Raw genomic sequence first — 15955 nt, 5'->3', positions numbered from 1 at the left:
AAGCAAGCCATGCGAGATTGGTGGATCGTGGCTCCGTGATTGCCGCCTCGACTTCCTTATAAGCCTGGCCACGCGGATATTTCGGCCGGCTTATGGCACGTTTGACGTGCCGACGTACCCTGCGAATGCCCGCTGATCGGGGTGGTCCGGAAGTGGCTGGCCGACCGTCAAAACGACGCGACTGACCCGAAGCGAACATTCGATCTGAAAAACCTGTCTTGGGCACGCAGCGTGAAACCGGGTCGTTGCTCAAGCATGTCATCGCGAGTATTTGTGGCGATCAACCAATCCAAATTCTACGAGCAAACAAGGCGGTGTTCATGAACAAGGACGCGCCGAAGAGTCCTATCACTCCTGCCAAAAGCCACTTCGCTCGCAATGCTAAACCTGCCAACGTCACAAACAGGGGAAATGAAACGAGATTAAATCGACTCATTGAGACGAAGCCTGCTGGCCCACCGCTGAGTGTTAGATATGGCAGCAACAGGACTGCCATGGCGAACAGTGTCCAGCTTGCGCGCAATCGAGACCAGCCCAAAACAATCAGGGCAATGAACAACAATGTAAACCAGCTGGCTTGTCCCCATGGATTCCAATCATTGAGCATCATTCGTGTGAACGGCTCAAGCTTTAGTGCCGCAATCAATCTTGTCGCTAGCGTCGTTCCTTGATGGAAAGCCGTCTGGCCTTCCGCAAAAGCAAACGGAGTTCCGAAAGCGCTCCAGAGGTAGATCATGAATAGCCAGATGCCCGACGTCGCCAGAAGGACGCATGGCAGGAGGGCGAGAAAGAACTTTGTCCGATCGCGATTGGCCCACATCTCCCAAAGAAGGACAGGCAACAGGACAACGCCCGTCGATCGGGTAGCGACTGCCAAGCCTGCAAGCAGTGCTGCCGACAAGTAGTATTTTCGTTTCAAAGCAAGAAAAAACGAGACGATTAGCAGCAGTGCCAAGGGCTCGGTATACCCGGCCGATAGCAAGACCGAAGCGGGAAAAAAGCTGAGCAGCGCGGTTGTGGCGAGAGCCAGTTGATCACCAAATTCCTCGCGAACCAGCTTGAAAAGTAAGACGATCGCGAGCAATCCAGCGACGTTCGATACCAACAGCAATGCATCCGCAGGCGTGAGGCCGCTAATCGTCGCCAGGCCCCGTGCGAGCATCGGATACAGCGGGTAGAATACGATGTTCTGTTGAACAGTCGGATCGCCGTTATACTGATAGCCATCTGTGACGATCTTGAAATACCATTCCGAATCCCATTGCAGCAATTGGTGGTACCAGATCGGTCCCGCAGACCAGACGTCGGGCCCGGTGGGCAGATATTTTTGAGAGAATACCAGTCCGAGTGCGACCACCACCCGCGAACAAAAAAATATCAAGATGGCCAAACAATAGGGAAGCCAAGAAGGATCTTTCCAGATCGGATAGCGCATCTCCATGTCCATACTGTCGCTCCGTAAGAGCCCAAGATCAATCGCCCCAGCTATACCGCTTTGACATTTGGCGGGCATGACGCGGCAGACTTCCGGACGTCCTGCGTTCAGATAGATCTCGGCCAGCCCGAAGATCTGCATCGACTCTTGGAGGACGCGGGCTGTGGCAACCGTGATGTCAGAAATAAAGTTGTTCGATCAACAACCTCTTGCGAGAACACCCATGCAGATGCCTCGGCTTGATCCCAATGTCGCCAATATTGCGCCCTCCGATCACGTATTGACCTCTTACGACAAGGCGCACCTCATCACGTATCTGCGCCTGCTCGACGCGGATGCGGAAGGTGCAGACTGGCACGAAGTCGCACGAGTGTCCGTCTCGGCAGGGGTTCCCGTGTTCGCATCAAGGCCGCATACGGCACACCGGAGTTCGAGAATGCGTATCAGGCGGCCATCCAGGGCGATCGACGCCACGATGCTGGATCCTGGCCTACACCGGCTTGCGGATCGGCGACGTCGCGATCATTGACCGCCAGCACTTGAAGCAGCGCACGATCATGATCCACGGGGGAGCTGGTGCGTCGGACCGTCATCTCGATCGACAGCGAGAAGACCGGTATGCGTGTCGAGCTGCCGCTGTTGCCGACGCAGGGCCTACCGGCGACCTCGCCTTCATCGTCACCCGGCGGGGCACGCCCTGGACTAAGGGCGCTCTGGGAACCGAATTCGTGGGGGCGGCCAAACTGCCGGGGTAGTCGGGAAATCGGCCCGCGGCATGCGCAAGGCCGCCGCAACCCGGGCCGCCGAGAATGGGGCAACCGAACGTGAACTGGGGGCAATCTTCGGCTGGTCCGGGGGGCGTATGGCGACCCTCTAAACCAAAAGCGCGAACCGAGGCAGGCTTGCCGCGGGGGCCATCGGCAAGCTAGACCGTGCCGAGATCGAAAATAGAACATCTATTCCCGCACCTATGGCTGAGGTGCGGGCGGGAAACCGAAAACTTGAATGAAATCAGCCTCTTAATTTTAAGATAGAAGACGGACCCATGCTTCGAGGAATTCGGAAAGCCTCATCAAACTGGCTCGGCAAGATTGTCATGGCCACCGTGATGGGCGTTTTGATTGTCAGTTTCGCAGTCTGGGGCATCGCCGACATCTTCAAGGGGTTCGGCCAGTCGTCGCTCGCCAAGGTCGGCAAGATCGAGATTTCGACCGAACAATTCCGCCAGATCTATACCGACAAGCTGCAGCAGCTCGGCCGCAGCTTTGGCCGCCCGCTGACCTCGGAACAGGCGCGCGCCTTCGGGCTCGACCGGCAGGTGCTGCAACAGACCATCGCCGAAGCCGCGCTGGATGAGGAAGCGCGGCGCATGGGACTTGCCCAGTCCCAGGAAGAAACCATGCGGCTGATCTACAGCGACCCCAACTTTGCGGGATTGGGCGGCAAGTTCGACCCCACGCGCTTCCAGGCCACGATCCGGCAGTTCGGCTACACCGAGCAACGCTATCTCAACGAGCAAAAGCGCGTCGGACTGCGGCGCCAGATCGCCGGCACCGTCTCGGCCGGGGTGGAGCCGCCGAAGGTCCTGATCGACGCCATGACCCGTTTCCAGAACGAGCAGCGCTCGATCGAGTACGTCAAACTCGACGCCGCGCAGGCTGGCACCATCGACCCGCCCTCGCCCGAGGCGCTGGCCACCTATTTCGAGGATCGCAAGACCCAGTTCCGCGCGCCCGAATATCGCAAACTGTCCTTTGTCGTGATCAGCCCCGAAGAGATTGGCAAGTGGATCGAGGTCTCCGACGAGGACGCCAAGAAGATCTTCGAGCAGCGCCGCGACCTGCTCGGCACGCCGGAAAAGCGGGAAGTGTCGCAGATGTTTTTTCCGAACGAAGGCGAGGCGCAGGCCGCACGCAGCCGCATCACGTCGGGGACGTCGTTCGACGACCTCGCCAAGGAGCGCAATCTCAACCTGGCCGACGTCGACCTCGGCATGATCGCAAAGAGCGCGATCATCGATCCGGCGATTGCGGATGCGGCGTTCTCGTTGCCATCGGGCGAAGTCAGCCAGCCGGTGCAGGGCCGGTTCGGCGTGGCGCTGGTCAAGATCGGCAAGATCGAGCCGGGCGTGACGCCGACGTTTGAAAGCGTCGCAGCCCAGGTGAAGAAGGAACTCGCGACCGAACGCGCGCGCGCCAAGGTCAACGAAATCCAGAACAAGATGGAAGACGAGCGCAGCGGCGGCGCCAATGTGGTGGAGGCTTCGCAGAAGCTCGGCCTGACCGCCGTCACGATCGACGCGGTCGATCGCTCCGGCCGCACGCCCGACGGTCAGCCGGTGACGAATATCCCGCGCGGCCTCGACGTGGTCTCGCAGGCCTTCAAAAGCGACGTCGGCGTCGATAACGAACCGATCCAGTTTGCCGGCGGCTATGTCTGGTACGACGTGCTCGGCATCACGCCCTCGCGCGAGCGCCCGCTCGACGAGGTCCGCAGCCAGGTCGAGGCGAAATGGCGCGAAGACCAGATTTCGAACAGGCTGCGCGCGAAAGCGACCGAGATGGTGCAGAAGGTCGAGCAAGGCAGCACGCTTGCCGAGGTCGCGGCTTCGGTCGGATCGAAGGTCGAGACCGCGACGGGCTTCCGCCGCGACGCCTCGCTTTCAGGCGTCCCCTCGGCCGCCATCACGGCCGCGTTCCGGACGGCCAAGGACGGCGTCGGGCAAACGCCGGGCGCCGGTGGCAGCGAGTGGATCGTGTTCCGCGTGACCGATGTGACCGTGCCGCAAGTCGACGCGGCTTCCGAAGAGCTGAAGAAACTAAAGGACACGCTGCAGCGCGGACTGACCGACGAACAGGTCGCGCAATACGTGACGAAGATCGAATCCGAGATCGGCACCTCCATCAACCAGGCCGCCTTCGCGCAGGTGACGGGCGCTAACAACTGAGCATGATCGGCCAAGACCAATCCAAGGCTTGACTATTCAAAGGCTTGCGCGGTCATGCTTCAAGACGACACCCAATCCTGAAAGCCCAAGCGATGGACGACCTCAAATCTATCATCGGAAAAGTCGCCACCGGCGCGACGCTGTCGCGTGAAGAGGCAGCCTCCGCCTTCGACAGCATGATGTCCGGCGAGGCCACGCCCTCGCAGATGGGCGGGCTGTTGATGGCGCTGCGGGTCCGCGGTGAAACCGTCGACGAGATCACCGGCGCGGTGTCGGCGATGCGCGGCAAGATGCTGCGGGTCCAGGCGCCCGCGGACGCGGTCGACGTGGTCGGCACCGGCGGCGACGGTTCCGGTTCGGTCAACGTCTCGACCTGCGCGTCCTTCATCGTCGCGGGCGCCGGCGTGCCCGTCGCCAAGCATGGCAACCGCGCACTGTCCTCGCGCTCGGGCGCGGCCGACGTGCTGGCTTCCCTCGGCGTCAAGATCGACCTCACGCCCGATCAGGTCGGCCGCTGCGTGGCCGAGGCCGGCATCGGCTTCATGTTCGCGCCTGCGCATCATCCGGCGATGAAGAACGTCGGCCCGACCCGGGTCGAGCTCGCCACCCGCACGATCTTCAATTTGCTCGGCCCGCTCTCCAATCCGGCCGGCGTGAAGCGGCAGATGGTCGGCGTGTTCTCCAGGCACTGGGTGCAGCCCTTGGCGCAGGTGCTGAAAAATCTCGGCTCCGAATCCGTCTGGGTGGTGCACGGCTCCGACGGGCTCGACGAAATCACCCTCACCGGGCCAAGTTTCGTCGCCAGCCTCGACAACGGCAAGATCACCACATTCGAGGTGACGCCGGAGGATGCGGGCCTCACCTGTTGCAGCGGCGACGCGCTCAAGGGTGGCGATGCGGACGCCAACGCGGTGGCGCTCTCGAGCGTGCTCAACGGCAAGCCCAGCCCCTATCGCGACGTCGCGCTGTTGAACGCTGCGGCAGCGTTGATCGTGGCCGGCCGCGCCAAGGACCTGAAGGACGGCGTCGCGATCGGCGCCAAATCGCTCGACAGCGGCGCGGCGGCCGCCCGGCTGAAACACCTGATCGCGGTCTCGCGCGGCTGATCCGAGGGGCGGTAAGAGATGTCCGATATCCTGACCAAGATCGAGACTTACAAGCGCGAGGAGATTGCCGCGGCCAAGCGGGCGTATCCCGTTTCCGAGGTCGAAGCCCGCGCCAAGGCAGCATCGCCGCCGCGTGGCTTCCTGCGCGCGATCCGGGAGAAGCTTTCGCGCGGCGACTACGGGCTGATCGCGGAGGTGAAAAAGGCCTCGCCATCCAAGGGGCTCATTCGCGCCGATTTCGACCCGCCGGCGCTGGCGAAGGCCTACGAGGCCGGCGGCGCGGCATGCCTGTCGGTACTGACCGATACGCCCTCGTTCCAGGGCCATCTCGATTTCATGGTCGCGGCGCGCGCCGCCACAAATTTGCCGGTGCTGCGCAAGGACTTTTTGTTCGACACCTATCAGGTGGTGGAAGCCCGCGCCCATAACGCGGACTGCATCCTGATCATCATGGCAGCGCTCGACGACGCCACCGCCAAGGATCTCGAAGACGCGGCGATCGCGCTCGGCATGGACGTACTGATCGAAATCCACGACCGCACTGAGCTCGACCGCGCGCTAAAACTTCGTTCGCCGATGATCGGCGTCAACAACCGCAACTTGAGGACCTTCGAGACCACACTGGCGACCAGCGAGGCGCTGGCGCCGCTGATCCCGAAGGATCGCCTGATGGTCGGTGAAAGCGGCATCTTCACGCCTGCGGATCTCGCCCGGCTCGAACGCGTCGGCATGTCGACCTTCCTGGTCGGCGAAAGCCTGATGCGGCAGGCCGATGTGACGGCGGCCACCCGCGCGCTGCTGACGCGCGCTTCGGCGCCGCGTGCGACCGGGACCGGCTAGCAGATGGCCGGCAAGACTTCCAAAAACAGGTCTTCCAAAGACAAGGCTTCCAGAGGCGGCTCCGCCCTCACCCATATCGATGCGTCGGGCGAAGCGCGGATGGTCGACGTCTCGGCCAAGGCGGCGACCGAGCGCACGGCCGTCGCCGAGGGGCGCGTCGTCATGGGCAGGGCGACGCTTGATCTGATCGCCTCCGGCAACGCCAAAAAGGGCGACGTGCTGGGGGCGGCCCGCATCGCCGGCATCATGGCGGCCAAACGCACATCGGAACTGATCCCGCTGTGCCACCCGCTGGCGCTGTCCAAGGTGACGCTGGATATCACCCCCGACAAAAAGCTGCCCGGCTGCATCGTCCGCGCCACCGTCAAGGTCACCGGCCCGACCGGGGTCGAGATGGAAGCGCTGACGGCGGTATCGGTGGCGTGCCTGACGATCTACGACATGATCAAGGCGGTGGAACGCGGCGTTCGCATCGAAGGCATCCATCTCGTCGAGAAGATCGGCGGCAAGTCCGGCCATTATCGCGCAGAGTCTTGAGCACCGATTGCTTTACCATCGTCACGCTTGTGTGACCGGAGGATCCAGGAATGCGCCCTACTCTGGCGGGGTTGTTTCTTGCGTGACCTTCACAGGGAGCATTCCGATGGCGATCTACAGGCTTCTTGGTGCGGCGGCTGCGTTGGCGGTGATGACAGCACCTGCAATGGCCCAGCAGGTCATGGGCGAACCCGGCTATTGCGCGTTCTACTATCCGAACGCCAATTGCCAGAACAAGGGCCCGGGCAATCCCTATACCGGTGACGCCTGGCTGCGCCTCAACCAGGGCGGCCCCATGGCGGCCAGCCCTCAACCGGACCGCACCGTGAAGAAGCGCACGCACCGATCCCTGACATCCATTCGGTGACGTCTTCGCCAGCTTTCGCGAGATCGAGCAGCTTTGCGCAGCCAGCGCGATCGGTCGACGCAGGATGACCTATTCGGCGCTGCGCTGGCGCTCGCGATAATTTCTGGTCTTCATGCGGTTCCCGCACAATGACGACATGCACCACCGCCGCGTCGCGGGCTTCGAACGATCGAAGAACACGCGGCGGCATTCGTCGGAAGCGCACATTTTCAGCCGATCAAGCGTTCCATTCCTGGAGCCGTCGTAGAGCTCAGCAACGACCGACGATAGCCCCGCCAGCGCGTCTTCGCGCGCGGCTCTAAGCACCATGCCGCCGTCCCCTGCGGTCACGAGCAGGGGAAACAGTTTGAGCGCCTTGTTCAGCGCGCGGATCGAATCCTTGTTCGTGCTCCGCTCAGGCGGATCACGCTGCAGATGGTCGCGGACCAAGCTCCGGAGCTCATGCGCAGTTGCGAGCATCGCGGGCGAGATCTTCGCATCGGCAAGCAACAGTCCGCGTTGCTGAAGCCACACAGCGAGTTCCCTCGCATTTGTCAGTTCATCACCTTGCGGGTGCTGCACGCCATGATGCGTGAAGTGCCTGACGTCGAGCGTATTGGCGAAATCATAGAGATTGGCCAGCTCGTCGGGAACCTTGAACTGTCTGGACAGCTTCGACATTGCAACACCAGTAAAGCAGATTTACCGGTTGACATCAAGAGACACCGGTATAACGTTTATACAGGTGTTGTCGGATGATTGACCCGCGACCTGCTTCCCATCGCCGACGGAGACAGAATGAATATTCCCACTGATGATCTGCACTACCTTCAACTCACGGAGCTTGCGGCATGCATCAGGGCTGGCAAAATTTCTCCGCTGGAAGTCACGCGCGCGCTACTCGAGCGCATCGCCGCGTTGGACGGCGAACTCTGCAGCTACGTCCAGGTGATGGCCGACACCGCGATGGCTCAAGCCGAAACCGCACACGACGAAATCGCAGCGGGCCGGTATCGCGGGCCGCTGCACGGTGTTCCGATTGCGGTGAAAGACCTGTTTTGGATAAGGAATGCTCCGACGGCTGCGGGTACCATCGTCCACAGCGATTTCCGGCCGGATCACGACGCAACTGCGGTGCACCGCCTGAATGAAGCCGGCGCGGTGGTGCTGGGCAAACTGCAGCTCACGGAAGGCGCTTATTCCGATCACCATCCCTCTGTAACGCCGCCGAAGAATCCGTGGAATTCCGATTATTGGCCGGGCATTTCATCAAGTGGCTCGGCGGTCGCAACTGCGGCGGGGCTTTGCTACGGCTCGCTCGCCTCCGATACCGGTGGATCGATCCGCTGGCCATGCGCAGCCAACGGCCTGACCGGGCTGAAGCCAAGTTGGGGACGTGTCAGCCGCCACGGCGCGTTCGAACTGGCAGCGACGCTGGACCATGTCGGGGTCATTGCCCGGAGCGCGGCGGATGCCGGCGCGATGCTCGGCGTCATCGCCGGACGCGATCATGCCGATCCGACCGCGGTCCTCGATCCTGTACCCGACTATCTGGCTGCCGCGGATCTGGATGTACGAGGCCTGCGGATTGGCTTCGACGCGAAGTGGAGCGGCGACGGCGTGGACGTTGCGACCCAGCAGGTGCTGGGTGAGGCGATCAAGGCGATGCGTGCGCTTGGCGCTGACATCGTCGATGTGCGGTTTCCCGACGTGAAGCAGGCCGTCGCCGACTGGGTGCCGAACTGCGCGGTGGAGGCAGCGGTCGCGCACGAAGCAACTTATCCCGCCCGCAAGGATGAATATGGTCCGGTCCTCGCCGCCGTCATCGAGGCAGGCCGCGCGTTATCCGCTCTCGACTATCAGAGGATCCTGCTGCGGCGACTCGAATTGCGCGGCCGGGTCGCATCGCTGTTCGAGACAATCGATCTGCTGCTCATTCCGGTTCACCCCTTCCCGCCTCTGACGCTCGCCATGATACAGACGCTCGGCGAGCAGCCGGACCTGATCGCCAGATTGCAGGAATACACCTGCCCGTTCAACATGACCGGCCATCCCACCATCACGCTGCCCGGCGGCTTCTCCGCCACCGGTATGCCGATCGCGTTTCAGCTTGTGGCCGCCAATCTGGACGAAGCCACGCTGGTACGCGCCGGCGCAGCATTCCAGAGAGTCACATCCTGGCATCGCCGCCATCCGTCGCTGAGCTCATGGAGGCAACATTGAGTGTCCAATTAGCGTCGCCCGGTTCCCGCATCTTTTATGGCTGGTTCGTGGTGGCTGCGGCATTTGCCGTGACCTTTGTCGGCTTCGGCTGCGCCTATACGTTCAGCGCGTTTCTCGACTCGTTGCAGCGCGATTTCGGCGCCTCCCGCGGTTCGGTGTCGCTGGTGTTTTCGCTTGCCGGCTTTCTCTATTTCGGCCTTGGCATCATCAGCGGCCCGCTCGCCGACCGCTATGGCTCCCGCCGCCTCGCGCTAGCAGGCATGCTCCTGATCGGCCTCGGGCTTGCCGCGGCAAGCGCCGCGCGCAGCTTGATCGAGGTTTACGCAGCCTACGGCCTCGGCGTCGGACTTGGCGTCGGCTGCGCCTATGTTCCTGCCGTCGGCGCGGTGCAACGTTGGTTCGTGCGGCGGCGCGGCTTTGCCTCCGGCCTCGCTGTGAGCGGGATCGGGGTTGGCACCCTGGTGATGCCGCCGCTGGCAACACTCCTGATCGAGATGCTGGGATGGCGCGGCGCCTATCTTGCGCTCGGCGCATTCGCCGCGATGGTTGGCGGAGGAATGGCGCTCCTGCTCGAGAACGATCCGCGCGACCGCAGCCTCAATCCCGACGGCGATCCACTGCAGCAGGGGGCCATACCGGCGCGAGCCGAAGGTGCTTCGGTGCGCGAGGCGATCCGGTCGAGGCGCTTCATCTCGCTGTACGCCGCGTGCCTGATCTGCTCGTTCGGCCTGTTCGTCCCGTTCGTGCATCTCGTTCCCTATGCCGGGGACCACGGCGTGCCGGCCACGTCCGCCGTGCTGCTGCTTGGCATCATCGGCATCGGCAGCACGGCCGGCCGGTTTTTCCTCGGCGGTCTCGCCGACCGGATCGGCCGCCAATCCGCCCTGCTCCTGCTCTTCGTCGGCATGGCGATTGCGTTGGCTATGTGGACGATCTCGACGACGTTCTGGCCGCTCGCCGGCTTTGCGTTCGTCTACGGTATGATCTACGGGGCTTGGGTCGCCGTGCTTCCTGCCGTGGTGATGGATTATTTCGGTGGCCGCAACGTCAGCGGCATCATCGGTATCCTCTACACCAGCGTCGCCTTCGGCACCCTGATCGGTCCCAGCGCCGCCGGCTTCGCGTTCGATCTCACGCACGATTATACGCTGCCGATCCTGGCCGGCGTTGCCGCCAACATTGTCGCAGCCATTATCGTCGTTATGACCCGGACGACTGGGGATGGCCGGAACCAGACCCCCTCCTGTGGTTGTCATCGCCCGCAGTCGCCACCGGGCTAACCGTTCATTAACCAGGCTTGCTAACGTCAATTCCATCTCGGCGCGCTATCGAAGTCATGGGCCGAGGGTTGAGAGAACTCCGTTTCCGGAAGTTCATTTCTCGGCAGCGATCGCGCTCAATGGCTTCAACCGGCAACAGCTCATTCAGGCTAGCGTCCGCCTTCCGCGGCGGCCCGATCCGCTGGTTGATCCTGGGCGGCACGCTCCTGATCGCGGCCATCGCCATCGGCGCGACCATCATGGCCGGCAATTTCCGCGAGCGCGCGCTGCGCAACAGCGAACGCGAGCTGGAAAACACCGTGCTGCTGCTCGCCCGTCATTTCGACCAGCAGCTTGAAGACTTCCAGGTCGTGCAGAAGGACCTGATCGCGTTCATGCGTTCCAGCGGGATCGCGACCGTCGAGAACTACAAGCGCCGGATGTCCGGCCATGACGTCCATCTGATGCTGAAATCCAAGATCGAGGCCTTGTCCTATGTCGGCGGCATCAACGTGTTCGACGCCGAGGGCAATTTGATCAATGCATCGGCCGCCTGGCCGGCGCCGCCGGTCAACTCGGCGGACCGCGCTTTCTTCAGGAGCTTCAAGTCCGGCCCGCAATCGCCGGAGATGCTGGTCGAGCCGGTCTACAGCCGCATCACTGGCGCCTGGACCACGGTGATCGCCCGCAAGATCACCGGGCCGAAAGGCGAATTCCTCGGCGCCATCGGCCGCGGCATCGAACCCGTCAATTTCGAAAAATTCTTCGCGTCGGTAGCGCTCGGACCCGGCGCCTCCATCGCCATGCACCACAGCGACGGTACGCTGCTTGCCCGTTACCCGCATGCGGCGGACATGATCGGCAAGAACTTCAAGACCGGTCCGGCCGCCCAGCGGCAGATCTTCGAGCAGCCCCGCAGCGCTTCGCGCCTCACCAGCCCGATCGACGGCGAGGACCGGCTGATCTCGTCGCGCGCACTGACGAATTTTCCGATCGTGATCATCGCTTCGACCACGACATCGGCCGCCCTGGCCGACTGGCGCGAGCAGATCGGGATCCTGATCACGATCACCGGACTTTCCGTGCTGGCGATTGCCGCTCTGCTTTTTCTCGTCGTTCGCAAGCTTTCGCACCAGCACCGCGCATCGAAGCAGCGGCTGTCGCTGGAGAAGCAGCGCCTCGACACCGCCGTCAACAACATGACGCAGGGCCTCCTGCTGTTCGATGCGAAGCAGCAGCTCGTCATCTGCAACGACCGCTATCGCGAGATGTACGGCCTGTCGGACGACGTCGTGAAGCCGGGCTGCAGCTTTCGCGAGGTGATCGCCCACCGCAAGGAAACCGGCTCGTTCGTCGGCGACATCGATCATTACGTCGAGGTGGTGCTGCGCGACATAGCGCACCGCAACGTCATGGTGATATCGACGCCCGACGGACGTTCGATCCAGGTCGTCAACGAGCCGGTGCCGGACGGCGGATGGCTGGCGACCCATGAAGACATCACCGAGCGCCGCCGCGCCGAAGAGCGCATCACCCACCTCGCCCATTACGACGCGCTGACCGACCTGCCGAACCGCACCCTGTTCCACGAGTGGCTCAAGCGCGAATTGTCCCACGTCGCGCCGGACCGGCAGCTGGCGGTGCTCTATATCGACATCGACGAATTCAAGAGCGTCAACGATTCGCTCGGCCACATGATCGGCGACGAGCTTTTGAAAGCAGTTGCCGCGAGCCTCGCCGGCTGCGCGCGGAAAACCGATTTCGTGGCCCGGCTCGGCGGCGACGAGTTCGCCATCGTCCAGACCGGGATCGATGACACCGACGACGTGATGAAGCTCGTCAGCCGCATCTTCCAGTCGATCCGCTCGCCCTATCAATGCCTTGGCCATCAAGTGACCACCGACGCCAGTATCGGCATCGCGCTGGCGCCGCAGGACGGCTCCGACATCGACCAGATCCTGAAAAACGCGGATCTCGCGATGTACGCAGCCAAGGCCGCCGGCCGCCGCACCTATCGCTTCTTTGAGGCGGACATGGAAGCCGAGGTGCGCGCTCGCCGCAGCCTGGAAATGGACCTGCGCCGGGCCCTCGTCGACGGCGGCTTCGAGGTTTACTACCAGCCCTTCCTCAGCCTGCAGACCAACGCGATCACCGGCTGCGAGGCGCTGGTGCGCTGGCGCCATCCGCAGCGCGGCATGATTTCGCCCGCCGAGTTCGTGCCGCTTGCCGAGGACACCGGCCTGATCAACCAGCTCGGCGAGTGGGTGCTGACCACCGCTTGCAAGGAAGCGGTGACCTGGCCCGGCAATCTCAGGCTCGCGGTCAACGTTTCGCCGGTACAATTCCGGAGCGGCACGCTGCCGCTGAAGGTGATGGCGGCGCTGGCCGCATCCGGCCTCGCCGCGAGCCGGCTGGAGCTCGAGATCACCGAGGCCGTGCTCATTCGCGATGACGAGGCGGCGCTCGCCGTTCTGCACGACCTTCGCGCCATCGGGGTCCGCATCGCGCTCGACGATTTCGGCACCGGCTATTCCTCGCTGAGCTATCTGCAGCGCTTTCCCTTCGACAAGATCAAGATCGACCGCTGCTTCATCACCGACATCGCCGAGCCCGAAGGCTCGTCCTGCATCGTGCAGGCCGTGGTGAACATCGCCGCCGAACGCCACATGACGACAACGGCCGAAGGCGTCGAGACCGAGGCGCAACGCGATCTGCTGCGCGAACTCGGCTGTTCGGAAATGCAGGGCTACCTGTTCAGCCCGCCGAAGCCGGCATCGGAGATCAGGCCGTTGCTGGTTGCTGACCGGCAGGAGGGACCCGACGCGGTGCAGCCGAGCCGGACGCGCAGACGCAAGCCGGTGGCGGGGACGGCGTGAAGTACAGGGCGCATGTCGGGGCCGCGTTGTAAGCTCTCTCACATGCAAACCGGTCTCGATCTAGGAGACGGGTTTCCGATCAAGGTCATCAGAGTACTCGACGAATTTCTTGTAGACCCAGCGTCCCCCATGGTTGCGCCGCCATACCATTCCCCAGACGAGCCGACCGGTAATCGATCGCCTCGGAATGATTACCCGCCAGAGATGCCAGGCATTAGACCACGCCTGCCCCAGATCCGAACGTACGGCAGAATTAACATCGCTGCTGTTGGCCATCAGTGATCCCTGATATCCGAAGGACGCTGAACTGGGCGCCGCGGCAACAGGACGGCTGGCAGCGACAAGACAGCCGCTGCCAGCCATTCGAGTTGCTTAACCGTTTGCGAGCGGCAAAGCGACGTACCGGGACGCGTCGCCGGAGCGAAGCCGCATCAGCACGCTGCTCTTCTTGTCGGTACGCGCAGCTTCAAGCGCGTCGCCAACGTCACCGGGTTTCACAACACTTTTTCCGGCAACCTCCAGAATAACGTCGCCCTTCTTGAGCCCGCGTTCGGCCGCCGCGCTCTTCGGTTCTACCTTCGCGATAACGACGCCTTCCTTGCTTGCGCCATCTGCCTTGCTCGGGGCGAGCTTAAGGCCCAGGTGCGGAACGTCGATACCATCGAGTGACCGCTTGGCATCGCCTTCAGTGTTGGCCTTGGCTTGCTGATCATTTGGCAATTGCCCAAGGGTCAGACTGACGACCTTGCTCTGGCCCTTGCGCAGAACGTCAAGCTTGACAGCATTGCCAGGTGCGAATCCGCCGATGATGCGGGCGAGCTCACGGGCGTCCTTGACCGACTGGCCATTTGCCGCAGTAATGACGTCGCCCGCCTCGATGCCGGCCTTTGCTGCAGGTCCATCCTTCTGCGGGTCAGCTACCAACGCACCCTGCGCTTGCTTCAAACCCATGCTGTCGGCGATATCCTGGGTTACCGGCTGAACATGTACACCGATCCAGCCGCGGGTGACGCTTCCCTTGTCCTTCAGCTGGGCGACCACGTTCTTAACAGTCATTGCCGGGATCGAAAATGCGATGCCGACGCTGCCGCCGGATGGCGAATAGATCGCTGTGTTTACGCCGACGACCTCGCCCTGCATATTGAAGGTCGGGCCACCCGAATTGCCCTTGTTAACGGGTGCGTCGATCTGGATGAAATCGTCGTAAGGGCCGCTTCCGATGTCACGACCGCTGGCCGAAACGATACCGGCGGTTACGGTGCCACCCAGGCCAAACGGGTTGCCGACTGCAATCACCCAATCACCAATCCTGGCCTTGCCTGCGGAAAGCTTCGCAAACGAAAAATCCGAACCGCCCTCAACCTTGATCAAGGCAAGGTCTGTCCGCGCATCTGTCCCGACTACTTTCGCGGTGTAGGTCTTTCCGCCGTCCGTCGTTACCTCGACCTTGTCGGCTCCCTCAACGACATGGTTGTTGGTAACCGCGAATCCATCGGATGAAATGAAGAATCCGGAACCTTGCCCTTTCATGCCGTGCCGGCCATTACGCCCGGGATTCTGGAATTCGCCATTCGGGCCGCCGAACTGACGAAAGAAGCGCTCCATGGGCGACCCGGACTCGTCGGCGTCATCCTTGTTGCTCGCGTCAGCGGCCTTGTCCTTCATCGTGACCTTGACCGAGATCACTGACGGCTTCACCCGCTCCACCACATCGGCAAAGCCCAGGGGCTGCTGGGTGACGCCCGATGCGGCGTTAGCAGCCTGGGCATGGGCCGCGCTGCCAAAGACATCAATGCGTTCGGGCGAAGCACTGAAGCCATACATCGCAAGCCCGGTCACGACAGATGCCATCAATGCCACTTTTCGTGCCGAGAACAGGGAGCGCTTCCGCTGCCCCTGAGAAACAAGGTTACGCTGGTCCATTACAAACTCTCCAGGATGATGATTGAACGCAAAGCTAAACGCCGCTGTAGATGCGGATTCCCGCATTACACGACGCTGACGAGGGAATTAATGTTTGGAAATGAACCGTGCGAAATCGCCTGACGCTTTGGATCGCAAGCCGCTTGCGCGGACGGCGCAGGGGTTTTTCGCATTTTGCGTGACGCTTCCTGCAACTATCATTGCGAGAGCCTGTAGCCCGGATGAGCGCAGCGATATCTGGGGCGGTGTGAGAGTAGTCCCGGATGTCGCTTTGGCTCATCCGGGCTACGAAAGCTGTTTCCGTCCTTGCGAGCGAAGCGAAGCAATCCACCCTTCCTTCGCTCGGCGCAATGGATTGCTTCGCTTCGCTCGCAATGACGTGGAGAGTCTCGAATTTCAATCGGCCAAGCGTCCGCATTCTCGCGGCACCATGCCCGAGTTGTACGATAGTCTTTCGCCCATG

At 62.4% G+C, this 15955-nt stretch carries 12 protein-coding genes and 1 pseudogene; 10 read left to right on the top strand and 3 right to left on the bottom strand.

Annotated features, from left to right (window positions below; genetic code table 11):
- Positions 1-280: 280 nt before the first annotated feature.
- The gene (locus KIP88_RS35555; protein ID WP_214492845.1) at positions 281-1576 is read right to left on the bottom strand and encodes a mannosyltransferase family protein; all 1296 of its coding nucleotides are present in this window, start codon (positions 1574-1576) and stop codon (positions 281-283) included.
- 82 nt (positions 1577-1658) lie between these two features.
- Between KIP88_RS35555 and KIP88_RS46875 the strand changes: the two are divergent.
- The 6 genes and pseudogenes from KIP88_RS46875 to KIP88_RS35530 all read left to right on the top strand — a co-directional run.
- Positions 1659-1808 (top strand): annotated as a pseudogene (locus KIP88_RS46875) (DUF2285 domain-containing protein); the annotation flags it as partial.
- Between the two features lie 672 nt (positions 1809-2480).
- On the top strand, positions 2481-4382 hold the full coding sequence (locus KIP88_RS35550) for a peptidylprolyl isomerase (RefSeq protein WP_214492844.1): 1902 nt from the start codon (positions 2481-2483) through the stop codon (positions 4380-4382).
- Positions 4383-4474: 92 nt separating this feature from the next.
- Entirely contained in the window at positions 4475-5488 is a 1014-nt protein-coding gene (gene trpD, locus KIP88_RS35545; RefSeq protein ID WP_214492843.1) for an anthranilate phosphoribosyltransferase, read from the top strand.
- 18 nt (positions 5489-5506) lie between these two features.
- The gene (gene trpC, locus KIP88_RS35540) at positions 5507-6328 is read left to right on the top strand and encodes an indole-3-glycerol phosphate synthase TrpC (RefSeq protein ID WP_214492842.1); all 822 of its coding nucleotides are present in this window, start codon (positions 5507-5509) and stop codon (positions 6326-6328) included.
- Between the two features lie 3 nt (positions 6329-6331).
- On the top strand, positions 6332-6865 hold the full coding sequence (moaC, locus tag KIP88_RS35535) for a cyclic pyranopterin monophosphate synthase MoaC (RefSeq protein WP_214492841.1): 534 nt from the start codon (positions 6332-6334) through the stop codon (positions 6863-6865).
- Between the two features lie 106 nt (positions 6866-6971).
- Positions 6972-7232, top strand: coding sequence for a hypothetical protein (locus tag KIP88_RS35530; RefSeq protein ID WP_214492840.1), 261 nt, complete (start codon positions 6972-6974; stop codon positions 7230-7232).
- 69 nt (positions 7233-7301) lie between these two features.
- Here the strand turns inward: KIP88_RS35530 and KIP88_RS35525 are convergent, their stop codons facing one another.
- The gene (locus KIP88_RS35525) at positions 7302-7892 is read right to left on the bottom strand and encodes a CGNR zinc finger domain-containing protein (RefSeq protein WP_214492839.1); all 591 of its coding nucleotides are present in this window, start codon (positions 7890-7892) and stop codon (positions 7302-7304) included.
- Between the two features lie 117 nt (positions 7893-8009).
- Here KIP88_RS35525 and KIP88_RS35520 point away from each other — a divergent pair, with 117 nt between their 5' ends.
- From KIP88_RS35520 to KIP88_RS35510, 3 genes are all read left to right on the top strand, one after another.
- On the top strand, positions 8010-9434 hold the full coding sequence (locus tag KIP88_RS35520; RefSeq protein ID WP_214492838.1) for an amidase: 1425 nt from the start codon (positions 8010-8012) through the stop codon (positions 9432-9434).
- The gene (locus tag KIP88_RS35515; RefSeq protein ID WP_249791264.1) at positions 9431-10714 is read left to right on the top strand and encodes an MFS transporter; all 1284 of its coding nucleotides are present in this window, start codon (positions 9431-9433) and stop codon (positions 10712-10714) included. Before KIP88_RS35520 ends, KIP88_RS35515 begins: the two co-directional genes overlap by 4 nt.
- A gap of 119 nt (positions 10715-10833) precedes the next feature.
- Complete coding sequence (locus KIP88_RS35510) at positions 10834-13569, top strand: EAL domain-containing protein (RefSeq protein WP_214492836.1); 2736 nt, start codon at positions 10834-10836, stop codon at positions 13567-13569.
- Between the two features lie 372 nt (positions 13570-13941).
- On the opposite strand, the gene KIP88_RS35505 is transcribed toward KIP88_RS35510, so the two are convergent.
- Positions 13942-15492: a Do family serine endopeptidase gene (locus KIP88_RS35505; protein WP_214492835.1), complete on the bottom strand. Its 1551-nt coding sequence runs from the start codon at positions 15490-15492 to the stop codon at positions 13942-13944.
- A 94-nt stretch (positions 15493-15586) separates the two neighbouring features.
- Between KIP88_RS35505 and KIP88_RS35500 the strand changes: the two genes are divergently transcribed.
- A partial coding sequence (locus KIP88_RS35500; RefSeq protein ID WP_214492834.1) for a hypothetical protein occupies positions 15587-15955 on the top strand: 369 nt, incomplete at its 3' end.

This window comes from Bradyrhizobium sp. SRL28 (assembly GCF_018596315.1).
Classification (GTDB): Bacteria; Pseudomonadota; Alphaproteobacteria; order Rhizobiales; family Xanthobacteraceae; genus Bradyrhizobium.
This window is presented reverse-complemented; position numbering and strand designations above follow the sequence as displayed.